This window comes from Collinsella aerofaciens (genome assembly GCF_964243765.1).
GTDB lineage: Bacteria > Actinomycetota > Coriobacteriia > Coriobacteriales > Coriobacteriaceae > Collinsella > Collinsella aerofaciens_BU.
In genome coordinates, this window is record NZ_CAXTGI010000006.1 from 57200 (window position 1) to 80324 (window position 23125).

The 23125-nt window shown below is 62.7% G+C and carries 18 protein-coding genes; 9 read left to right on the forward strand and 9 right to left on the reverse strand.

Annotation, left to right across the window (positions count from 1 at the left end):
• Positions 1–14 precede the first annotated feature (14 nt).
• Entirely contained in the window at positions 15–566 is a 552-nt protein-coding gene (gene bilS / locus ACESSC_RS05710) for a flavodoxin family protein BilS (RefSeq protein WP_373161785.1), read from the forward strand.
• Positions 567–1045: 479 nt separating this feature from the next.
• Here bilS and ACESSC_RS05715 read toward each other — a convergent pair whose 3' ends face one another.
• Entirely contained in the window at positions 1046–3346 is a 2301-nt protein-coding gene (locus tag ACESSC_RS05715; RefSeq protein WP_373161787.1) for an LTA synthase family protein, read from the reverse strand.
• A 213-nt stretch (positions 3347–3559) separates the two neighbouring features.
• Here ACESSC_RS05715 and ACESSC_RS05720 point away from each other — a divergent pair, with 213 nt between their 5' ends.
• From ACESSC_RS05720 to ACESSC_RS05740, 5 genes are all read left to right on the forward strand, one after another.
• Complete coding sequence (locus ACESSC_RS05720) at positions 3560–4429, forward strand: nitroreductase family protein (protein WP_373161789.1); 870 nt, start codon at positions 3560–3562, stop codon at positions 4427–4429.
• 167 nt (positions 4430–4596) lie between these two features.
• Positions 4597–6624 (forward strand): KUP/HAK/KT family potassium transporter, encoded by a 2028-nt coding sequence (locus ACESSC_RS05725; protein WP_117840327.1) that lies wholly within the window; start codon positions 4597–4599, stop codon positions 6622–6624.
• Positions 6625–6685: 61 nt separating this feature from the next.
• On the forward strand, positions 6686–6880 hold the full coding sequence (locus ACESSC_RS05730) for a hypothetical protein (protein ID WP_195404556.1): 195 nt from the start codon (positions 6686–6688) through the stop codon (positions 6878–6880).
• A gap of 113 nt (positions 6881–6993) precedes the next feature.
• Entirely contained in the window at positions 6994–8619 is a 1626-nt protein-coding gene (locus ACESSC_RS05735) for an ATP-binding protein (RefSeq protein WP_373161793.1), read from the forward strand.
• Between the two features lie 4 nt (positions 8620–8623).
• Positions 8624–9337 carry a response regulator gene (locus tag ACESSC_RS05740; protein ID WP_373161796.1) on the forward strand — a complete coding sequence of 238 codons (714 nt, stop codon included), beginning with the start codon at positions 8624–8626 and terminating at the stop codon, positions 9335–9337.
• Positions 9338–9431: 94 nt separating this feature from the next.
• Here the strand turns inward: ACESSC_RS05740 and rlmKL are convergent, their stop codons facing one another.
• Positions 9432–11999 carry a bifunctional 23S rRNA (guanine(2069)-N(7))-methyltransferase RlmK/23S rRNA (guanine(2445)-N(2))-methyltransferase RlmL gene (rlmKL, locus tag ACESSC_RS05745; RefSeq protein WP_373161798.1) on the reverse strand — a complete coding sequence of 856 codons (2568 nt, stop codon included), beginning with the start codon at positions 11997–11999 and terminating at the stop codon, positions 9432–9434.
• Between the two features lie 75 nt (positions 12000–12074).
• Between rlmKL and ACESSC_RS05750 the strand changes: the two genes are divergently transcribed.
• Positions 12075–12902 carry an HAD-IIB family hydrolase gene (locus tag ACESSC_RS05750; RefSeq protein WP_373161801.1) on the forward strand — a complete coding sequence of 276 codons (828 nt, stop codon included), beginning with the start codon at positions 12075–12077 and terminating at the stop codon, positions 12900–12902.
• Positions 12903–13095: 193 nt separating this feature from the next.
• The gene (locus ACESSC_RS05755; RefSeq protein WP_373161803.1) at positions 13096–13800 is read left to right on the forward strand and encodes a transaldolase; all 705 of its coding nucleotides are present in this window, start codon (positions 13096–13098) and stop codon (positions 13798–13800) included.
• Between the two features lie 341 nt (positions 13801–14141).
• Here the strand turns inward: ACESSC_RS05755 and ACESSC_RS05760 are convergent, their stop codons facing one another.
• The 5 genes from ACESSC_RS05760 to ACESSC_RS05780 form a co-directional block, all read right to left on the reverse strand.
• Positions 14142–15275, reverse strand: a complete 1134-nt coding sequence (locus ACESSC_RS05760; protein WP_373161805.1) for an Abi family protein — start codon at positions 15273–15275, stop codon at positions 14142–14144.
• 180 nt (positions 15276–15455) lie between these two features.
• Positions 15456–17603, reverse strand: coding sequence for a Tex family protein (locus ACESSC_RS05765; RefSeq protein WP_373161809.1), 2148 nt, complete (start codon positions 17601–17603; stop codon positions 15456–15458).
• A 185-nt stretch (positions 17604–17788) separates the two neighbouring features.
• Positions 17789–18829 (reverse strand): Gfo/Idh/MocA family protein, encoded by a 1041-nt coding sequence (locus ACESSC_RS05770; RefSeq protein ID WP_373161811.1) that lies wholly within the window; start codon positions 18827–18829, stop codon positions 17789–17791.
• A gap of 69 nt (positions 18830–18898) precedes the next feature.
• Positions 18899–20155 carry an MFS transporter gene (locus ACESSC_RS05775; RefSeq protein WP_373161813.1) on the reverse strand — a complete coding sequence of 419 codons (1257 nt, stop codon included), beginning with the start codon at positions 20153–20155 and terminating at the stop codon, positions 18899–18901.
• Between the two features lie 65 nt (positions 20156–20220).
• Entirely contained in the window at positions 20221–21102 is an 882-nt protein-coding gene (locus ACESSC_RS05780; protein WP_373161816.1) for an SDR family NAD(P)-dependent oxidoreductase, read from the reverse strand.
• Between the two features lie 233 nt (positions 21103–21335).
• On the opposite strand from ACESSC_RS05780, the gene ACESSC_RS05785 reads away from it, so the two are divergent.
• Positions 21336–22214, forward strand: a complete 879-nt coding sequence (locus ACESSC_RS05785) for a LysR family transcriptional regulator (protein ID WP_373161818.1) — start codon at positions 21336–21338, stop codon at positions 22212–22214.
• 75 nt (positions 22215–22289) lie between these two features.
• Here ACESSC_RS05785 and ACESSC_RS05790 read toward each other — a convergent pair whose 3' ends face one another.
• Both ACESSC_RS05790 and ACESSC_RS05795 read right to left on the reverse strand, forming a co-directional pair.
• On the reverse strand, positions 22290–22604 hold the full coding sequence (locus ACESSC_RS05790) for a type II toxin-antitoxin system RelE/ParE family toxin (RefSeq protein WP_373161821.1): 315 nt from the start codon (positions 22602–22604) through the stop codon (positions 22290–22292).
• Positions 22597–22860 carry a type II toxin-antitoxin system Phd/YefM family antitoxin gene (locus ACESSC_RS05795; RefSeq protein ID WP_117773873.1) on the reverse strand — a complete coding sequence of 88 codons (264 nt, stop codon included), beginning with the start codon at positions 22858–22860 and terminating at the stop codon, positions 22597–22599. Before ACESSC_RS05795 ends, ACESSC_RS05790 begins: the two co-directional genes overlap by 8 nt.
• Positions 22861–23125: the final 265 nt, after the last annotated feature.

The following is a 23125-nucleotide window of genomic DNA, read 5'->3' on the forward strand; positions in this document are numbered from 1 at the left end:
GAGGCAACGTGACTATGACATGCTCTATGGTGGTCAACAGCAAGAGCGGTAATACCAGGATGGTTTCGGGGGCGATTAAGCGCGTGCTGCAGGCTGCGGATGTCGAGTTTATTCACGCCGCGGCGTTGAGCGATGATGCAGATCCGGAGCAGGTCGCGCACGAGGCCGAGGGTGCCTGCGCTGCCGATACAGTGCTCGTTGGTTTTTGGTGCGACAAGGGCGCCTGCACGCCCTCGGTGGCGGCGCTGCTTTCTGCCCTGCACGGCAAGCGCGTCTTCTTGTTTGGCACCTGCGGCTTTGGTGCCGACCAGAGCTATTTTCAGCAGATTATCGACCGCGTGTCGTCCAATTTGGCCGAGGATGCCGAGCTTGCGGGCTGGTCGATGTGCCAGGGCAAGATGGGTCCCGCGGTCAAGCAGCGCTACGAGGCCATGCTCGAGCAAGATCCCGACAACGCCCGATTTAAGATGCTGCTCGACAACTGGGTTGCCGCGAAGGACCATCCCACCAAGGAGGACCTGGACAACATGGCCACAGCCGCCAAGAAGGCCGTGCTGGGCGAGTAGGCAATCGCCGTCGCGCTGCTTTACCGCAGCGCGAAGCTCTATTGATGGAAGGCCTTATAGGCTGATAATTCCATGTCCGGATGTGGGCGGAGCGGGATGGGTTTTCCAGATGGGCGGGGATTCGGAAAATGTGTCCCGGAATTTGCCTTTGGAATGGGATGGAGTTTCCGGTTGAGGACCTCGGCGGAAAGTGCATCCCGGAATTTGTAGCCGAAGTGGGATGCAGTTTCCCAACGGGCCCGCAGGCGGAAATCGCATCCCACTTTGCGCATGATTTCTGGGACACAGTTTCCGCGACTCGCATGACAAGCCGCGCTTCAACACCGAGGCGTCTGCCCGGCGACGCGGAATGTAAGGTTCATCGCGAGTTCCGCACGAGCCGGAGAGCACTTAATGTGCTCTCCGTGCGAGCAGGACTGTCCGAGCAGGGAACCTTACGTTCCACGCCGCCGGGCAGACGAACCAGTTAAGACGTGTCGCTATTTAATCTTGGTCGTACCCGGCGCCAAGTTAGGATCGGTCTCGTTGGCTTCGGTCTGGAAGTGCTCGGTATACACGTTCTTGCCGTCGCGGAACATCTCGTAGTACTGCATCTTGGCGTAATCCTCGCGTGCCTTGGTGGCGGCAGCGGCGGCGTCGTCGTCACCGGTGACGTTGGAGGAGAGCGCCCAGCGCAGGCTGGCGTCCTCGTAGCCGACCGAGTTGATGGCGGGCAGCGACTCGCGCAGCGTCATGTGCGCTTTCTGGTAGTCGGTCAGCGGGGCGCCGATCAGCTGCATAAGCTGCGTGGACAGGTAGTTGGTTGACAAGTCGTCGACCTCGCTCGTCTGGTCGCAGCCGGCAACGTCGTAGTTGGCCCAGATGATGTAGTCGGTCTGCCACAAACGCTCCTGGTGGGTGGCGTCGTCCTCGCCGGTAAACCACTTGTCATTGAACTTGGACGGGAAGAACGGCTGGTGGTCGCCCCAGAACACCACGACTACCTTGCGGTCGAGCTTGCTCAGGGCGTTGAGGAAGTAGCGCAGCGCCTGGTCGGACTGTTCGATGCACGAGACATATTCATCGACATCGGAGAGCGTGCCGTCCTCGACGGTCTTGGCGTCCAGGTCGGTCGTGTCGATGTTCAGGTGCATCTGCTTGTCGACCGGCAGCAGACCCGTGTCGTAGCCCGAGTGGTTCTGCATGGTCACATCGAAGATAAACTGCGGATCGGCGTTCTGGTCGAGCAGCTCAAGAATCTTGTCGTAGGTTGCCTGGTCGGTCACCATGCCGCGCAGGGTATCGGCGCCTTGGAAATCGTTGATGGACAGGAACTGGTCAAAGCCAAAGTCCTTGTAGACGTTCTCGCGGTTCCAGTTGGTCGCGTGGTTGGGGTGCATGGCCGTGGTGGAATAGCCGAGCGATTTGAACTGCTCTGCCAGATTCCCGGTCGTTTCCATGTTGTAGATGGTGTAGGGGTACACGCCCGAGCCCAGGTTGGCCATGGAGTTGCCGGTCATAAACTCAAACTCGGTATTGGCCGTGCCGCCGCCGTAGGCGCTCACGTAGAGCTTTCCGCGGCTGAGGCAGTTGGACAGGTTCTTAAAGTACTGCGGGCCCTCGTAGCCAGCGCGCATGTTCTGGTAGATCGAAAGATCGGAGAATGTCTCGTTCATGATGGCGATGACCGTGGGCTTCTCGCTGTCGAACTGCTCCTTTGCGGCGGTGCGCTCGTCACTCTTGGCGGCGTCGGACTTGTCGTAGGCCTTGGCGTACTTTTTGAGCATGGCCTTGGCGTCATCGACAGAATAGTCGGCGGGTTTGGGCGGCTTAATGGACTGTGCCGCACTAATAAAGGCAGGCAGGTAGCCCTCGCGCCAGTAGCTCTCGAGCGGGCGCCAGGTGTAGACAGTGATGCCGAGGGTGTTGTAGTAGTCGATGAGCGTGACATGCGCGGTCACGCCGCCCAGGCACAGCACCGCCACGAGCAGGTTGGTGAGCAACATGCGCTTGGCGTTGGCGGCGCCCTTCTGACGGTGCGGCGCGACCAGGCCGGCGTACTCGCACAGCAGCATGGCGATGGCGGTAAAGCCCATAGACAGCACGCAGAACAGCGAGATGGAGAAGGTGTAGCCGTTGCCGGCGACTGCGGCGGCGGTGGAGATGGCCGAAAGGTCGCCCGGCTGGATGGGCATGGATTTAAACGTGATGACAAAGAACTCGGCAATGCCCAGGACAAAGAGGGCAAAGGCCAGGACCGCGGAAGCTGCGCCGTGGCGCTGGAATAGGAAGAACAAGCCAGTCATGAGTGTGGCGATGATGGCCCACTCGAGTAGGATGCACAGGGGGTAGACCCAGGTAAAGTCGTGGTTGGACGAGACCTCCATGCCCAGCAGCGCAAAGACGCCGGCGAGCAGCAGGCACAGGACGGCGGCGACGAGCGGTTTGCCCACAAAGGCGCCGCGCAGGCGAGCGAGCTTGCCGGTGGGGGCGGGGGCGTCGGGCTCGGCGAACGCAAAGACGCGCGGGGCGATGCGGTCGCGGGCGATGCTGGCCCAAGCGCATCCGGTGAGGATGGCGTTGGTCAGGACGAGCATCACAAAGGCGAGCGGCTCGTTTTGGGCGACGAGGCCAATGGCACCCCAAATGGTCAAAAAGAGTTGGAACAGGCCGAAGGCGACGCTCCACCCAAGAGCGCTTTTGGCAACGGTGCCCGACTGAGCGCGAATGGCCTTGGCCTCGCGCAAGACAAGGTAGACGGTCGCCGCAAAACCGACGAGCGAGATGGCGGCAGCGAACATGCTGAGACTCCTCACAAACTAAAACCTACGAAAGCGGGGGTTTACCCGATTGTTACCAAGATATGCGCTGCAATTGGTGTCTGCGCACAACAACCAGCCATATTAACGCGCACGTGTGGCGGTGTGGCGCAATGTGGTGGCGACCTGCGCGATAATGGACGGGAATTACACGGAAACGTAAAGGCTTCTTAAAGAAATGGCGAGGGTAGGGCGATGAGCGAGCAGGTTTGCAAGGCGGACATGGGCGGCGACGGAGCGTCGGTCGATACGTGCGGCTATCCGGTCGAGACTACGGGCAATGCGGTGCTGGACATCTTGGAGCATCGCTCGTCTACGCGTGCCTTCGCGCGCGATGACGACGGCCGGCCCGTGGCGGTGACCGACGAGCAGCGGGCGGCGATTTTGCATGCGGCGAGTCGTGCGCCGTCGGCAGGCGCCATGATGATGTATTCCATCGTGAGCATTCGCGAGCAGGCTACGCTGGATCGTCTGGCCGACCTGTGCGATCACCAGCCCATGATCGCCAAGGCGCCCTGGGCACTTATATTTGTGGTCGATTATGCCAAGTGGATCGATCTGTTTGAGCACGTGGGCTGCTTTGAGCCCGAGTTTGTCGAGCGCACGGGCAAGGCGCCCCGCCGCGCGCCGGGTTTGGGCGACTTTGCGATCGCGGCCCAGGATGCCGTGATCGCCGCGCAAAACGCCGTGGTTGCCGCCGAGGCCCTGGGGCTGGGGAGCTGCTACATCGGTGATATCGTCGAGAATGCCGAGGAAGTCGCCGAGCTGCTCGATCTGCCGCCCTATACCATGCCGCTGTCGATGCTCATCATCGGCACGCCCCGTAAGGAGCGCCCGGCAATCGCGCACCCCGTGGTGAACCTGGTGCACGAGGAGCGCTACTGCCGCGCCGGCGCCACGACCATGGACGCGCAGGTGGCCGAGATGGACGCGATGTTCCGTCCGCATGCCCGCGAGGTAGGCGAGCGCGTGGTGGATATCTACACCCGCAAGCACACGAGCCCCTTTATGGCCGAGATGAGCCGTTCCATGGAGTGGTGGTTCAAAAACTGGCTCGGCAAGTAACGAATGCGGTGATGTGACAAAGGGACAGTCCCTTTGTCACATTCCATATCGCCGAGGTGGCCTAAAGGCCGTATAAATGTTTATTTAGCTGGGAAAACAGTGCCATTCAAACATGGGCCGATTACCTATAATTCCTTCGAACATTAAAGTTGGGAGGAAACCGGCTTATGGAACAAAAGGCCAAGGAGGCAGCCTCGCACGCTGCGATTCCTGTGAGCATCTCGGCGATGCTCGTCACGCTGGGCGTGGTGTACGGCGATATCGGCACCAGCCCTATGTATGTAACCAAGGCGCTCGTTGCCGGCAACGGCGGCATCGGAAGTGTGACGGAGGAGTTCGTGCTTGGCGCGCTCTCCCTTGTCGTGTGGACGGTCACGCTGCTGACCACCATCAAGTATGTGCTCATCTCGCTGCGCGCCGATAACCATGGTGAGGGCGGCATCTTTGCCCTGTACAGCCTGGTCAAGCGCTGCGGCAAGTGGCTTATCATCCCCGCCATGCTGGGTGGCGCCGCGCTGCTCGCCGACGGCATCCTGACGCCGGCCGTTACCGTTACCACGGCCATCGAGGGCCTGCGCACCATCCCGGCGGTCCATGCCGTGCTGGGCGATGACCAAGGCCGCGTCGTCGCCATTACGCTCGCCATCATCATCGTGCTCTTCTTGGTACAGCGCATCGGTACGGCCAAAATCGGTCACGCCTTTGGCCCCATCATGACGCTGTGGTTCCTGTTCCTGGGCGGCACGGGTCTGTTCTTTGTCTTCCAGCACCCCGCCGTGCTGCTGTGCCTCAACCCGGTGCGCGGCATCGCCTTTTTGCTGAGCCCCAACAACCACGCGGGCATCATGATCCTGGGCAGCTGCTTCCTCGCCACCACCGGTGCCGAGGCGCTCTACTCCGACATGGGCCACGTCGGCCGCGGCAACATCTACGCTACCTGGCCGTTCGTTAAGTGCTGCCTGCTGCTTTCCTATATGGGCCAGGGCGCTTGGCTTATGAACAACGCTGCCAACCCCGAGCTCATGGGCATTGCCGATCTCAACCCGTTCTACCAGATGCTCGCCCCGGGCCTGCGCCCGTTTGCCGTAGGCCTTTCCACCGTCGCGGCCATCATTGCCTCGCAGGCGCTCATCACCGGCGCATTCTCGCTGGTGTCCGAGGCCAGCCGTCTGGACCTCATGCCGCACATGCAGGTCTTCTACCCTGCCGAGACCAAGGGCCAGCTCTACATCCCCATGGTCAACAACGTCATGCTTGTCGGCTGCGTCATCGTGGTGCTGCTGTTCCAGAACTCGGCGCATATGGAAGCCGCCTACGGCCTTGCCATTACGCTGACTATGATGTGCACCACGCTGCTGCTCTTCTTCTACCTGCACGAGGAGCGCAAGCTCAAGGTTGCTCCGTGGATCTTCGCGGCCTTCTTCCTTTTGCTCGAAGGCTTCTTCTTCGTGAGCTCACTCACCAAGTTCTTCCACGGCGGCTACTTCACCATCCTCATGGCCGCGCTCATCATGGGCATCATGGTGTGCTGGTACAACGGTACGGCTGTTGAGCAGCGCCAGTTTACGCTGCTGCCGCTGCGCAGCTACCTGCCGCAGCTCAAGCGCCTGCGCGATGACGATCGCTACGAGCGCCTGAGCGACAACATCGTGTACCTGACCAAGGACACCCATACCGATTACATCGACCGTGATATCGTCTACTCGATCTTGGACAAGCATCCCAAGCGCGCTCGCGCCTGGTGGTTCGTGAATGTCGAGACCATGGACGAGCCGCATACCTTTGCCTATTCGGTCGAGACGTTCGGCACCGACTACGTGTTCCGCGTGCATCTGTACCTGGGCTACAAGATTAACCAGCGCGTCAATGCCTATCTGCGTCAGGTCGTTCAGGACCTGGCTGCCACCGGCGAGCTGCCGGCGCAGACGCATGACTACTCGGTCTACAAGGATCCGGGCAACATCGGTACGTTCAAGTTCGTCCTGATCCGTAAGCTTCTGGCGCCCGAAAGCGATGTGGAGCCGAGCGAGCGTACGGCCATCACGCTCAAGTACATCATTCGTCGCGCCGCCGGCACGCCTGCACGCTGGTACGGCCTGGAGAACTCCAACGTGAGCTTTGAGTACGTGCCGCTGTTCACCAAGTTCAAGGCCGTGAACAAGATGCAACGCCTGGCTCCCAACGAGCGCCCGTAGGCGCCGACAGGTTGCACGGAGTTGGTTTTCGATGGACAAGATTGGGGCCGGGGAGGCAAACATGGATGCAAAGATGCTTGATGGCCGCGAGGTGGTTGCCGAAGTGGTGCGCGAGGCACGCGCCGATGCCGCCGAAGATCGGTTCTTTACGAATCGGGCCAACATGGACATGGCCGATCGCGTGATTTCGGTCGTGGCGCTGGTGTTTGTCGCGGCGTGCGTGTGCGCACTGCTCGCACACGCGCTGTTTGTCTAACGACCGCAGGCTGCAAAGGCTATACACTTGGAACCACCACAAGGGGAAACCACCACAAAGGTGCCTGTCCCCTTTGTGGTGGTTTTTGCTTTTGAGAGAGGGGCGGGGCGCTGATGGACGTCCATGCGGACGGCGATATTGCCGAGAACTTTTGGTGGCGGCGCACGACGCTGACGCGTCGCAGCCCTCTGTATGACGCCTGCGTATCGGCGGGGCTGCTGGTCGCGGCGACGATTGTGGGCGCGCTGCTCGACCATCCGGGTCTCGCGCCGAGCATCATGATCGTCTATGTGTTCGCCGTGCAGCTGTGCGCGTTCTTTACCTGGAGCCGCCTGTATTGCTTGCTGAGTTCGGCTGCCGCCGTGGCGCTCTACAACTTCCTGTTTGTCGACCCGCGCTACTCGCTGTCGTTTATCGACCGCGTCTATCCTGGCATGTTCTTCATCATGTTTTCGGTCTCGCTCGTGTCGAGCTCGATTGCGTTGGCCCTGCGCCGTGCCTTGGCGCAGGCCGCCGCCAGCGACCGCCGCACGCAGATGGTGCTCGAGACCAACCGCATGCTGCAGCGCTGCGCCGATCAGCAGCAGATTGTCCATGCTATGGCAACGCAGCTGGCGCGTCTTTCGGGCTGCCCGGTCGTGTGGTACAGCGCCGACGCCGAGGGCGATGACCTGCTGCCGCGTGCGACATACACGGCCGTGGGCGATGTCGCGCCGGTGCATGAACTGGCGCCGCAGATGCCGCCGCGGCTCTCGGCGTCCGCCTATGTGGGAACGCCGCTCGATGCCACCTACGGCGGCTCGGCGTTCTACGGCATCTACCTGACCGTGCGCTCGGGCGACACCATGGTGCGCGCGGGCGATCCCGCCTCGGTGGTGGGCGTGCTGGCTATCGTTGCCGAGCCCGACGTGCTGACGCACGAGGAGCGGACACTTGCCGATGCCATCGTGAGCGAAGGCGAGCTGGCACTCGATCGCGCCCGCGCCATGGAGGCCCGCGAGGAGGCGGCGGTGCTTGCCAAAAATGAGCAGCTGCGCGCCAATCTGCTGCGCTCCATCTCGCACGATCTGCGCACGCCGCTTACCAGTATTTCGGGTAATGCCGACGTGCTGCTCGATCAGGGTTCGACCGGCACCGCGGTGCTCGATGCCCAGACGCGCCGCGGCCTGCTGCTATCCATTCGCTCGGATGCGCTGTGGCTCAACGCCACCGTCGAGAACCTGCTCGCCATCACCAAACTCGAGGGCGGCGGCATGCATCTGTCGACCACGCTCGAGCTTATGGACGATATCGTCGAGGAGGCGCTGCGCCATGTAAATCCGGCCGTGCGCGAGCACGACCTTAAGGTGGTGGCGAGCGATGAGCCGGCGCTCGTCAATGTCGATGCGCGCCTGATGGTGCAGCTGGTGGTAAACCTGGTGAACAATGCCATTACCTACACGCCCGCAGGCTCGCATATCGTGATCTCGATTGACGCCGGCGATGGACGCGTGGCGTGCTCGGTGGCCGATGACGGCCCGGGCATTGCTCCCGAGGACCGCGAGCGTATCTTTGAGTCGTTCTACACCGCCAACCATGGTTTGGCCGATAGCCGACGCAGTGTGGGCCTGGGGCTTTCGCTTTGCCGCTCCATTGCGCTGGCGCATGGCGGTAGCATAGAGGTTGCCGCGGCGGACCCGCACGGCTCGGTCTTTACGATCGAGCTTCCCGCCGCCGACGTTTCGTTTGATAAGGAGTAGCGCTGTGCCGAACTCTGCCGTGAAACCGCTCATCTTGGTCGTTGAGGACGACCCCGCCGTCCGCAACCTTATCGTCGCCGCGCTCGAGGCGCACGGCTTGCGCCATATGGCTGTGGAGACCGCCCATGCCGCCATCGCCGCCGCCTCGTCGCAGGCGCCGAGCATTGTGCTGCTCGATCTGGGCCTGCCCGATATGGACGGCGTCAAGGTGGTGGAGTCGGTGCGCACGTGGTCGGGCATGCCGATCATCGTGGTCTCGGCACGCAGCGAGGACGCGGACAAGATCCGCGCGCTCGATGCCGGCGCCGACGACTACCTGACCAAGCCGTTTTCGGTCGAGGAGCTGCTCGCGCGCATTCGCACGACGCTCAGGCGCCTTTCGTATGCGCAAACGGGCGGCGTTGCCTCCGAGGGCTCGTTCGATACCGGTGAGCTGCATATCAATTTTGATGCCGGCATCGCCACGATGGATGGCGAGGAGCTGCATCTGACGCCGATTGAGTACAAGCTTTTGTGCTTGCTGGCGCACAACGCCGACAAGGTGCTGACGCACCAGTTTATCCTGCACGAGATTTGGGGCACGGCGACCAAGAGTGACCTGGCGAGCCTGCGTGTCTTTATGGGTACGCTGCGCAAGAAAATCGAGTCCGACCCCGCGCATCCGCGCTATATCCAGACGCACGTGGGTATTGGTTACCGATTGGTCATCCAGGGATAGGTCGGCATCCGCCATCCCAATACGAGTTGCGGTGAAATACGGTCTAAATTTACCTAATTCCAGGCAAAACAGTCCGTATTCCACCGCAACTTTGTTATTTGCCCTTGGGCTTGCTGGCGTAGAACTTCTTCTTTTTGGGCTTGCCGGCGGGGGAGGGTTTGCCGGCAAAGTTGGACTTGCCGTTGCCGGCCTGCGCGTGCGCGGGCGCCGTTGCGCGAGGCTTGCGGGCTTCGGGGTTGCGCAGCTCCTCGACGCGCTCGGCAATTTCCTCGGCGCTAAAGCCGACTTCGGCCATGGCGTCCTCGATGGGCAGGCGGCGCACGATGTAGCAGTGGTGCACCTTCTGGTTGCGCGCGAAGTCCTCGGGGATGGTCTGCGCCGTAATGTCCTCCAGCACCACGCCCGCGCGGGCGAGCTTGCGCGTTTCGGGGCGGAAGCCGCGCAGGTTGCAGCTAAAGATGGCATGGCCGCCCTGCGCGAGCAGGCGCGATACGCCAGCCAAAAGCTCAACATGGTCGCGCTGGACATCCCAGGTGCGGCGGCCCATCTTGGAGGAGTTCGAGAACGTGGGCGGGTCGACAAAGATCAGGTCCCAGCGGTTGCGCGTCTGGCGCTGGTCGCGAATCCAGGCAAGCACGTCGTCGCGCACAAAATGATGCTGAGGCCCCACAAAGCCGTTCTGGCGCATGTTGCGCTCGGCCCAGTCCAGATAGGTATTGGAGAGGTCGACCGTCACGGTCTCCTCGACGCCGCCATCGGCCGCGTAGCAGGTGGCGGTGCCGGTGTAGGCGAACAGGTTGAGGAAGCGGCGCGCCTGCTTGGCGTGCTCGCGCACCAGGTTGCGGGTGACGCGGTGGTCCAAGAAGATGCCGACGTCCAGGTAGTCGTCAAAGTTGACGGCAAAGGTGAGGCCGCCCTCTTCGATGAGCGGCAGGCGACGACGCGCGATATTGGCGCGCTCGCCCGAGCCGCCCTTGCCGGCGCCCTGCTTGCCGTACTGCGAGCCGCCGCGCGAACGCATGCGGGCCTTGGCGTGCACATGCTCGGCGGGAACATCTAGGATGCGCGGCGCGATGGCCAGAATGTCGAGCATACGGGCCTGGGCCAGTGCGGGGTCGATGGTCTTGGGCGCGGCGTATTCGGCGATGACGAGCCAGCGGCCCGGCGTCTGCGGGCAACCCTCGTACAGGTCGATAGCGGCGGAGTAGTCGGGCAGGTCGGCATCGTAGACGCGGTAGCAGCTCACGCCCTCGCGCCTGGCCCACTTGCGGCGCAGACGGGCATTCTTGCGCAGGCGGTTGGCGAACTGCTCGGACTCGGGGATGAGCACGGGCAGCGGCTTGCCGTCGCCCAGGTCGAGCATGGCGGCAGGCTCGGGCATGGCGGAAGCGGCGGCTTCATCGTTGACTTCGTTGGCATCCGCAGCCTCGGCCTCGGCATCTGCGCTGGCCGCAGCTTCGAATGCTGCGGCGGCGTGGTCGAGCGAGGGCCAAACCTCAATAGTTGCCTCTTCATTATTGGGCATGACGGCGATGGAGCGCGCGGGCTCGGCGTGGAGCGCGCGGGCCATAAGGCCATCGCGGGTGAGCGCGGCGACCGGTGCCGAAGCGAGCTCGGGGGCGCGGCGCAGCTCGCCGACGAGCGTCATGGCGTCGTGCATGAGCGAAAGCGGGGTCTCGGTGGTGTCTGCGACCAGGGCGGCACCGGCAACGGCACCTGCGTGGTCCAGCACGGTGGCGGACTTGGCGGCGCAAAAATCGACAAAGCGCTTGTAGCCGGCACACTTAACCATGCGCTCGGCGGTTTTGCGTGCGGCGGGGTCAACATCCACGGCAACGATGCGCGCCTGGCGCTCGCGTGCCGCCGTCTCGCGCTCGCGCGCCTCGGCGCGAAGCTGCTCCCACAGGGCAACATCGTGCAGCTGCCAGCCCTCAAAGCCCCAGCGCTCGCGGGCGGCGCCCGGGGCGCGATCGGTCAGAATGTTTACGGCCTCCAGCAGCAGACCGCCGCCGGCGCACGAGGCGTCGACCAGCGTGGGCAGGGCTTCGTTCTCGTAATCGTCGGCCGTCAGCTCGCGCTCGCACAGTGCGGTCCAGCCGACCTGCGACAGCACCAGGGCGGCGTAGTCGGGGCGCAGCACGTGCGCGCCCTCGCCGGCGCGGGTCGCGGCGGGCGGCAGGCGCTTGAACAGCGGGTCACCCGAAAGGTCCAGGCTGATGCTCGCGCGGCGCTGACGCAGCGAAAGCAGCAGGTGAACGTCGGGATCGGCGGCGTCGACATCGGCGCGACGGCCCGTGGTCTCGGCCAGGCGGTCGCACAGTGCGTCTTTGGCGCGCAGGGCCGAGAAGCGCGTGTTGCGCAGCTGCTCGGTCACGCCGCGGGCGGTAATGGCGATGGTGGCGCCGGGGCGGATGATGGTCTCCCAGGCGATGTCGTAAACGCTGTCGTACAGCTCGTCGGCATCCTGCGCCTCAAAGCGCCCAAGCACCACAAACACGCGGCTGGCCAGGCGCGACCACAGGCAGGCACGGTAGCCTTCTTCGAGCTCGCCCTCAAACGTAGCGCGGCCCTTCAGGCGGCGGACATGCGAAAGCCCGAGCCACTTGAGCTCGTCGGCGAGTGCGGATTCAAAGCCCTCGGGGCAGCTTGCGTAAAATTCCATGGGTGACCTCTCTGGTTGCGTCGCTCCATTATATGATGGATGCTTCGTTTGCTCTCGCCCCCGAAAGGAACCCATATGATTGATGCGTGCCCCGAATCCGCCGTGCTCTTTTTTGACGTGGACGGCACACTGACGTCGTTCGATCCCGATGATATGACCGATAAGGACTTTTCGGCGGTTCGCCCTTCGCAGACGGTGATCGAGGCGTTTCATCGTCTGCGCGACGCAGGGCACAAGGCGTTTATCTGCACGGGTCGTCCCCTGTGGCTCATCGCGGACAGCTTGCGTGCGCTCGACCCCGCGGGCGTCGTTGCCATGGCGGGCGCCGCGCTCGAGGTCGAGGGCCGCGTGGTGCATGAGGACTGCTTTGACGAAGACATTGTTGCGGAGCTTGCGCGCCGCATTGCCGCGGCGGGGTTCGAGGCTTTTTTCGAGGCCAACGCTGCGACCTTTGCGCTGGAGCCCGCGGGCGTTGAACAGTCGTCTTTGATCGGCACCTCTGTGGTGCATAGCGCCGAGGAAATGCGGATCGATGGTCGTCTGCGCGTGGGCAAGGTATGCCTTAATGCGCCCAGTCTGGCTCGCGTTGCCAACGACGACGGCTTTATCGATCGCGAGTTTGAGCTGTGCAATACCGGCGGCCAGAACCGCGAGCTGAGCCCCAAGGGTATCGACAAGGGCGTGGGCGTGGCGCGAGCGCTGGAGTACCTGGGCCGCGAGGGAAATGCGCGCACCTTTGGCTTTGGCGATTCGGGCAACGATCTGGGCATGCTCGCTGCGGTCGAGACGGCTGTCGCCATGGGCAACGCCATGCCCGAAGTCAAGGCGCTCGCCGACTACGTGACCGACGATGTCGCACACGACGGCACCGTCACAGCGATGCAGCATTTCGGCCTCATCTAATGAATCTCGCCTTCTGACGTTTGCTCAAACTGCGACTCTTTGCTTTTGCATGCTCAATCGATTTATCAATCCAAACGCTGAGGTGTTTATACCGTTCGCCGAGAAGATAAAAACCCGCAGCTCACGCCTTGATAAACATAGGTAAAGTGTTTAGCAGTTTATCGGCCGTATGCTAACGAAAGGAATCAGGCAGATGGCAATCAAGGTGTTCGCTGACGGTGCAAACCTCGAGGGCATGCTCGACATGTACGAGAACGGCAACGTTCAGGGTTTCACGACCAACCCGTCCCTTATGAAGAAGGGTGGCGTGACGGACTATCGCGCGTTTGCCAAGGAGGTCCTGGCCCACATCACCGATGTGTCCGTCTCGTTTGAGGTCTTTGCCGATGACGTCGAGACCATGGAGGTCGAGGCGCGCGAGATTGCTACCTGGGCAGATAACGTCTACGTCAAGATTCCGTGCGTGACCACCAAGGGCGAGTCCACTGCCGAGCTGGTGCGCAAGCTTTCTGCCGACGGCATCAAGGTCAACGTCACCACCATCTTTACCCCCGAACAGGTCGACGAGATGGTCGAGGCCGTTGACGCCGAGACGCCGTCCATCATCTCGCTCTTTGCCGGTCGTATCGCTGACACCGGCGTCGATCCCATTCCGTTTATGACGGAGTCGGTGAAGAAGGCCACCGCCAAGCCCAACTGCGAGGTCCTGTGGGCGTCCACGCGTGAGCTTATCAATATTTACCAGGCGGAAGGATGCGGTTGCCAGATCATCACGGTGCCCAACAGCATCCTGGCCAAGCGTAAGAACATCGGCCGTGACCCGTACGAGGTCTCGCTCGATACCGTGCGCGGTTTTGCCAAGGATATCGCCGCTTTGGGCTTCCATATTCTGCCGTAAGCAAAGGTACCCCCTCCGGCGACGTGCAAAATCGCGACTTTTCAGCAAAGAGGGGCCCTGTTTTTGTTTGCATGGCTCCCTGGGGCGCCGCGGGGCCATTGGGAGACACTGATTATTCGCGATTTTGCACGTCACCAAGAGGGGGGGGGTCGGGCCCTACTCTGACCACTCGGACGTACTCTTACCCGAACCCGCCGCTTCATGGGACGGCATGTCATGCGTCTGAGCTGCGGTTTTCATGCAGCGGGTAGTCGGATTGCTGCTGAGTTGCTCGAACCTACTCGAACCTACTCTGTCCGAGCGGGGCCCAAGTGGTAAGGGGCTATTAGGGGGCTGAAGAGCTATAGGGAGCTCGAAGAGATGACATCGGCTCCCGAGCGCATGACTTCCCCCAGCATCCTGATTCCTCGGTCAAGCTCGATCTGCTTTTCGAAGTAGTCGGCGTGCTCAAGGAAGCGCTCGCGCAGGGTGCGCAGGCCTGCCGCCTTTTCCGACCTCGCGTCCGCATCGCTGACGATTCTGTTGAAGCAGAGCACGAGCGCGGTGAAGTCGTGGATGACGGGGAAGCGCTTCGTAAGGGCGACGAGCTCCTGGTCGATTCCGAGCTCCTCCCGCGCGGCCGTCGCGATGGAGCCGACGGGCTTCTGTAGGCGCTGCCCGATCGTGTTCAGAACGTTGCCGTTATGAGCGGCCGCGTTGCGCAGGGCCTTCACGGGGAACAGGAACTGCTTGACGGATTCGGCCTCCTGGCTGCGTTCCCTCCTGAGGTCGTAGAAGTAGAACTTGTAAAGCGCGATGATTCCCCCGAAGGAGACGAGTTCCAGGTAGTTCCAGACGTACATGTCCTCGCGTCTGCCGTACTTATTCGCGAGGTCCCGGGTGTAGTTCGAGTCTCCGAGGTACGAGATGCTGCGCTCGAGGTGCTCCGGGTCTATCCCCAAAGTCTGATCCTCGGCGATGTGGAGCATCTCGAGGAAGAGCATCGCCCGCTCGCTGCCGCCCACCCCATCTAGCCGGTCGGCGATGGCCTTCATCCTCTCGACGGTGGCTTCTGACCCGTTTGGATCGAACCGCTCCTCCAGCATCCTCTCCTTACGCACCCTCTCGTGGGCGAAGAGGAGGTCGAGGACCTCCTTCCCGTCGGCGCCGTCGTCCATCATCGTCCGGTTTAGATGGACCTTCATATAGTGCTCGATGTCAAGCGTCATCGAGAGGATGTGCTCGCGGAGGTGGTGGTCGAGTCTGGTGAGCTCGGCGAGGTAGGCGAAGTCTAGGTTGACGTAGCGTCCGTAGCCCTCCGACGCGGGGCTACGATACGTTGAGAAGCACTTCGCAAACGCCTTGACCTTGAAGAAGAAGTTCTTGTCGCGGAGGAACGCGACCGCATCCTCGGGGCTCATTATGTCGAAGCGGACGCCCCGCTCTGCGAGGTGGGCGACCTGTTGTTCTGCTGGGATGAGCGGGCGCTCCTTCATAATCGAGCCTCCAAAACGAAAAATGCGGCTGTAGGTACAGGTACCCGCAGCCGCTAAAAGCCCGAAGGCTTTTCACACTGCGGACAGTATACCCCACTTTGCCGAAGGGGCAAAGAACGCGGGGAACGCCCGCGCTCTTTGCGACACTTGCCGCGAAGAGGGGATATCCGCTTTGGCGGTTTACTTCCCCTGCACCATGGTGAGCGAGATCTTCTTGCGGTCGCGATCGACCTTTTCGACCCACACCTTGACCGTGTCGCCGACGCGCACCACGTCGCTCGGGTGCTTGACGAAGCGGTCGGCCAGCTTGGAGATGTGCACGAGGCCGTCCTGGTGCACGCCCACGTCGACAAAGGCGCCAAAGTCGACGACGTTGCGCACCGTGCCCTTGAGTTCCATGCCGGGTTCCAGGTCGTCGATGGAAAGCGCCGAGCGGCTAAAGACCACCTCGGGCGCGTCGTCGCGCGGGTCGCGCCCGGGCTTCTTGAGCTCGTTGACAATGTCGATGAGCGTTAAGGTGCCGCAGTCCAGGTCGCTTGCCAGTGCCGAGATGCTGCCCAGGCGGCGCTCGATGTCGGGTACACCGCCGCGGCTGAGCTCACTGGCTTTAACGCCGACGCGTTCCAGGACGGCCGTGGCCACCTCGTAGCTCTCGGGATGGACGCTTGTCGCATCGAGCGGGTTTTTACCGCCGCTGATGCGCAGGAAGCCCGCGGCGTTGAGATATGCCTTGGGTCCCAGCTTTGGGACCTTCTTAAGCTGGCGGCGATCGGTAAAGGCGCCGTTTTCCTCACGGTAGGCCACGATGTTCTTGGCCACGCTCGGTGTGATGCCCGATACGTATCCCAGCAGGCTCGCGCTTGCGGTGTTCACGTCGACGCCCACGCGGTTGACGACGTCCTCCACCACGTGGCCCAGGGTGCGCGAAAGCTCGGCCTGGTCAAGGTCGTGCTGGTACTGGCCGACGCCGATAGACTGAGGCGGAATCTTGACGAGCTCTGCCAGCGGGTCCTGCAGGCGACGGCCCAGGCTCATGGCACCACGCACGGTGACGTCCAGGTCCGGGTACTCCTGGCTGGCGAGCTCGGAGGCGGAGTACACCGACGCGCCCGCCTCGTTGACGATGGTGTAGCGAAGGCTGGGCGCCTGCTCGGCAATAAACTCCGAGACGACTTCCTCGGTCTCGCGGCTGGCGGTGCCGTTGCCGATGACGATGGTGTTGACGCCATCCTTTTTGACGAGGCGGGCGAGCTCGCGTTTGGTGCCGGCGACGTCATGGCGCGGCTTGGTGGGGTAGACCACGCCGTGGTCAAGTAGCTTGCCGGTCTCGTCCATGACGGCGACCTTGCAGCCGGTGCGGTAGCCCGGATCGAGCGCGAGTACGCGGGCGCCACGGACGGGGCGTGCCGAGAGCAGGCCTTCGAGATTCTTGGCAAAGACGTTGATGGCCTCGGTCTGGGCGCGAACGGTGAGTTTGGCGCGGGCCTCGCGCTCCAGCGAGGGGGCCATCAGGCGCTTGTAGCCGTCGGCGATGGCAGCATCGAAGATGGGAGCAAACACGCCCTGGCGACGGGGCCAACGGCCGCCGAGGCGTGCCGTGGCGGCAGCGCCGTCGACGTTCACGCGCACGCGGAGCTTGCCCTCGCGCTCACCGCGGTCGATAGCCAGCACGCGGTGGTTGGGAATACGGCGCAGCGGCTCGTCAAAGTTGTAGTAGGGCTCGTAGGGAGTCTTCTCCGTGGGGTCGGTGGCCTCGACGACGATATCGGCGGTGTTTTGCGTAAAGGCGCGCAGGTCGGCGACGTTCTCGGGATCCTCGGCCACCGTCTCGGCCACGATGTCGGCGGCGCCGGCAAGCGCCTTCTCGGGCGTGTCGAAGCCGGCCTCCTCGTTGACGTATGTTGCGGCGGCGTCGAGCGCGCTGCCCTTGGCCGAGGCCTGCATGATGATCATGTTGGCGAGCGGCTCCAGGCCGGCTTCGCGGGCCTTCTGTGCGCGGGTCATGCGCTTTTTGCGGTAGGGCTTGTAGAGGTCCTCGACACGCTGGAGCTGCGTGGCCTCGCGGATCTGCTGCTCGAGCTCGGGCGTGAGCTTACCCTGGGCGTCGATGAGCAGGATAACGTCCTCTTTGCGCTGCTCAAGATTGCGCAGGTATGACAGGCGCTCGTCGAGGGCGCGCAGGGCGACGTCGTCCATGCCGCCCGTGGCCTCCTTGCGGTAGCGCGAGATAAAGGGGATGGTGTTGCCCTCGTCGATGAGCTTGACGGCCGCCTCGATGTTGGCGGCCTTAAGGTTGAGCTCGCGGGCGAGCTGGGCGATCAGGTCCATGGAACTTCCTGTCTGTGAGTACGTTACAGGTGCATAAGCCACCCAGTCTACCACCCGCCCGCGCGTTGCGGCTGCAAAGAAAAGCCCCGCGGGCAGGAGGTTGCTCGCGGGGCAAAGAAGAGGGGCTTATTTGTGGCGGACCGAGGGGCTCGGCATGGGTTTCTGCCGCGGCCGCTCTTAAGGCATTACAGCTCGACGAGCTGGCCGGTCTCGGCGGCCTCCTTGATGGCGTTGAGAAGCGTGAGCGTCTTGACGTTGTCGGCGGGGGTCACGACGGGCTCGACCTCGCGGCGGACGACCTTCACAAAATGCTTGAGCTGCATCTTGTGCGGCAGCGCCGGGTCGACGGCCGGGATCTCCATCTGCAGCGGCTTGTGCCAGTTGGAGGCGCCGTCGTAGGAGAACTGGTGCAGGCGAGGCAGCGACAGGGCGCCCTTGGTGCCGCCGATAAAGTAGGCGTCGGCATCGAAGGGGCGGTACTGCGGGTCCTCGCGAGCGGTCGCCTCCCAGTTCCAGGGGCTGGCGGTGGCATCGGAGATGGTCATGCTCGCAAGCGCGCCATCGGCAAAACGGACGTTGACCACGGCGGAGTCCTCGGTCTCAAAACCGCGGGCGGCGCTGGACTGCATGCCCTGGACGGCGACGGGCTCGCCCAGCAGGTAACGGAGCAGGTCGACGTCGTGCACCAGGTTGACCAGGATCGGGCCGGCACCCTTCTTGCGGCGCCACTCGACATCGAAGTACTCGTCATTCTTATAGATCATATAGTGGAAGCTCGACACGGTGAGCTTGCCCAGCTCGCCGGACTCGATGATCTCCTTGGCCTTGTTGACGAAGGGGTTGTGGCGACGGTGCTGACCCACGAGCACGGGCACGCCGGCGGTCTCGGCCTCGGCGGCGAAGGCCTGGGCATCCTCGAGGTCGTTGGAGATCGGCTTTTCGACCAGCGGCACGATGTTGCGCTTGATGGCCTCGCGGGCAACGCCCAGGTGCAGGTTGTTGGGGGTGGCGATAATGACGGCCTCGGGCTTGACCTCGTCCATCATCTGGGCGGGATCGGTATAAAACGGCACGCCGGCGGCCTCGGCCGTGGCGCGGGCGCCCTCAAAGGCGTCAGCGATGGCGACGAGCTCGGCCTCGGGCTCCTCGGTGACAAAGCGGATGTGGTTGCGGCCCATGGCGCCGGCGCCGATGACGGCAATGCGGACGGGGTTGAGCTCAGACATTTCGACTCCTTAATACTGGTGGCTGGCGGAATGCGGCAAAGGGACAGTCCCTTTGCCGCATCGATAAAACTAGGCGGACTTCTTTTTGCTGTCGGAGACCATCATGTAGACGGTGAGCACGACGGCGATGGCGGCGATCACGATGGCGCCGTAGAAGGACTGCTGGTAGGCGGCGCTGCCGGCCTCGGCGTGATACAGCACGGCGGTGATGGGCTGGCTGATCCAGGTAGAAGCGGCGTAGCCCAAGAACATGATGCCGTAGTTGACGCCGATGTTGCTGGTACCAAAGGCGCCACCGGTGAGCGGCGGGTAGATGACGAGCAGGGCGCCAAAGCTAAAGCCGAGCAGGGCGAGCGCCACAAAGAACATGCTCTGTGTAAAGCTCATCGACATGATGACGAGCGCGACGATGGTGACGACAAGGCTGATGAGCAGCGACTTGTAGGCGCCGAGCTTGTCGATGATCTGGCCAAAGGACAGACGGCCGACCAGGTTGGCGCAGGTGTTGACGGAGACCACCACGCCACCGAGGGCGACGGCCGCGGCGCTCGTGGGGTCGGCGAAGAGCTGGACGGCGGCGATGGAGGCAACCTTGCCCACGAGCAGGGTGCCTGCAGTGGCAGCAAAGGCGAAGGTGACGATGAGGATCCAGAAGCGCGGGGTCTTGACCATCTCGCCCGGGGTGAGGTCGCCGAAGGTGCCGGCGTGTGCACCACCCTTGGGGGCCTCGAAGCCCTCGGGCAGCCAGCCGGCCTCGGGGGCCTTCAGGAACAGGGCGGAGGCGGCGATCATCACAAAGAAGATGACGCCGAGTGCCTTGAGGGCGCCAAAGATGCCCAGGCTCGGGATGAGCAGCGAGGCGAGCACCGGGGACAGCACAGCGGGGCCGGCGGTCGAAGCGGCCAGGGTGATGCCGGAGGCGAGGCCCTTCTTGTCGATGAACCACTTTTGGCCGGTGGTGAGCGCCGGGTTGTAGCCCAGGCCGTTGCCGACGGCGGCGACGAGCGAGAACCACAGGTAGAACTGCCACGGCTCGGTAACGGTGCCGGACATGAACCAGCCCAGGCCGTAGCACACGGCGGCGGCGATCACGACGTTGCGCGGGCCGATCTTATCGGAGATGCGGCCGGCGAAGATACCCGTTACGGCCATGATGGTCTGAAAGACCGGGAAAGCCCAGGTCAGGGCACTGGACCACTCGGGGTAGACGGCGAGCAGGTTCTTGCTCACGACGGAATACAGCGCGATGGAGCTGATGAAAAACATGGTGACGCACGCGGCGGAAAGCACGACGGCGCGACCCTTGTTGGAGTTGGTGGAAGTCATGGGACTCTTTCTAATCGATGCGGGGGAGGGGCGGGCATCACCGCGAGCCTCCCTGTCGGGCTGGTTTACTGGTCAGTCGGCTTTGCGACGCCGGACTCGTCGGACCAAAGCTCGACGCCCTTGTTCTTGAGGTAGTTGTCGGCAAAGGTTCGACGGCCGCCGGGCTTGGCGGTGAGATCGCCCATCATGTTGGAGAAGCCGCCATCGACCTTGATGGCGTCGCCGGTGGTAAAGTCCGAGCGCTTGGACGCCAGGAACATGACGGCGTTGGCGATATCGCTGACCTCGCCGATGCGGCGCGTGGCGATGAGGCGGCTGCGGCTCTTCTCGACCTCGGGGTCGGCGTAAAAGCTTGCCGACATGGGGGTCTTGACAAAGCAAGGCTCGACGCAGTTGGAGCGCACGCCGTAGGGGCCCCACTCGGCAGCCAGCATCTTGGACATCATGTTGACGCCCGCCTTGGTGGAGCTGTACACGCCCGAGAACGTCTCGGGGGAGTGGCTGGCAACGGTCGAGATGTGCACCAGACGACCCTGACCGGCCTTAATCATCTCGCGACCAAAGCGCTGCGAGGTGATGAAGTAGCCGGTAAGGTTGACGTTGAGGACCTCGTTCCAGTCGCTCAGCGGCAGGTCTTCCATGGCTGCGAAGCGCAGGATGCCGGCGGTGTTGACGAGAACGTCGACGCGACCGAAGTCGGCGATGGTGGCGTCGACGGCGGCCTGAACCTCGGCCTCGTCGGTGGCGTTCATCTTGTAGCCCTCGGCGTGGATGCCAAACTCGGCAGCGAGGTCGGCGGCTGCGGTCTTGACCTTCTCCTCGTCCAGGTCGAGCAGGACGACGTTGGCGCCGTTGCGGGCGAACTCGCGGCAAATCTCGACGCCCATACCGCCGAGCGCACCGGTCACGGCGCAGACGTCGCCCTCGAGCTTAAGCCAATTGCTCATAGGAACTTCCCTTCTTGTGCCTCCCTGTGGGCCGCTCCCATTAATCGACCCACGTGGTTTTCGCTGGTTATCGTATGCTTTAGATTTGCGCAGGTGAATTGCATATTTGTTAGAATGGCGTTAACCGTAGGTTTACACTGTGCATTGAGGTTTGTTCTCAATTGAGTGAGTGACCTGCCAAAACAACCCCCTGCGGCCGCGCATGGGCATACGTCTGGAAACGGGAGATTGACGTGTACGATCGACGACTTGAGGCCATATCGGCCGCCGCGGAGCTGGGAAGCTTCTCGCGTGCCGCGGCAAAGCTGCGCGTGTCGACGCCGGCGCTCGTCAAGCAGGTTTCGGGCTTCGAGGCCGAGTTCGGCATCACGCTGTTCGAGCGGTCGCACTCGGGCGTTAAGGTGACGCCGGCTGGTGCGCTACTGGTGGACGACGCGCGCTCGATCATGCGCCAGTCCGAGGACGCACTGCGTCGTGCCCGGCGCGCGGCGGGCGATGGCGGTGCGGTGCGCTTGGGCGTGTCGATGATGTGCCCGGGGCGCCACACGCTCGCGCTGTGGCCGCAGGTGCACGACATGGAGCCGCGCTTGCGTTTTGAGATTGTGCCGGTGGGGGACCTTTACGATGAGCGCGAGACCGTCATGCGCAGTCTGGGGCGCGAGGTGGATGTGGTGCAGTCGAGTTTTTCGACCCCGCGCTGGGGCGACGCCTGCCAAAAGCTCCGCATCGTTACCGTGCCGTTTTATATCGACGTGCCGCGCACGAGCCGGCTCGCACGCAAGACGCGCATCACGGTTGCCGACCTGGAGGGCATGCGCCTGCGCGTGCTCCGTCACGGCAACGACGCCATAGACAGCCTGCGTATCGACCTTTTGGCCGACGGCGGCGTGGACGTGATCGACGTGGACAGCTTTGACTTTGCGCTCTTTAACGAGGCGGAGGAAAAGGGCGATGCGGTTCTCACCTGCGGAGCATGGTCGGGCGTGCATCCGGCCTTTGTGGGCGTACCGTTCCTATGCGGCCGCGAGGTGCCGGTCTATTTGCACTACCCGCTCGAGCCCACCCTCCAAGTCCAAAAATTCGTCAACGCCATGACCCAACTTCTCAAGTAGCTCATTTAGGACGGGGCTTTTTTAGCTACATCGGGCATGGTCCTGGATAAGGGGTCAAATTATATGGGGGCCTGTTTATTCCGCAAGCAGCACCTGCAGGTAATCGCGCTTTCCGTGGAGGACGCGGTCGATATAGACCTTCTGGTGAAAGCGGTAAAACGCGAGATAGTTGTCGCAGACCACGAAGCGGTAATCGGAGCGTAGGGGATAGATCGAGGAGAGTGGCGTACCCGACTCCGGGAAGCTGGATAGCAGGTCTATCCGAGCGAGGATACCTTCTACGATTCTCTCCGCTGCTGTGGGATTGTCCTGTTCGACGGCAATGTAGTCCCAGATGTCGTCGAGATCTTGCAGAGCCAGCGGAGAGTAAACGACCTCGCAACTATGCATGGCTTGCGGCCTTGCGGCGGAAGTGCTCGGCGACGTTGTCCGACGAGACCCATCCGCTCTCATCTCCCGAGCTGCGCCCGCGCTCAAGCTCCGACATCAGCGTACTGATGGCGCAAAACCGGTCGTAATCTTTCATGTCGAGCACCGCGTAGCAACCGTGCCCGTTTTTGGTCAGGAACACCGGGGAGCCCTCGTGGACATCGGAGAGCACCTCGTTGTAATTGCGTAAATCGGAAACAGGCTTAATGGCAGGCATATAAGGCTCCAATCGATGTACGGGAACTTACGATAAATTATACGAATAATATGCAGCGCCCGCCAGCCAAAACATCCCCACACAAAACGAGGCCCTGGCCAGTTGGCCAGGGCCTCACAAACTTTTATTCCATTCAAATGACGGGCTGATTGCGCGCAGGAGGGTGCCCCGGGGGCGGCGGGGTATTTCCTCCGCGCGCAGTTTCGCGGCGCAGCGAGAATGTTTGAGCACGGAGGAATTACCCCGCCGCCCCCGGGGCACCCTC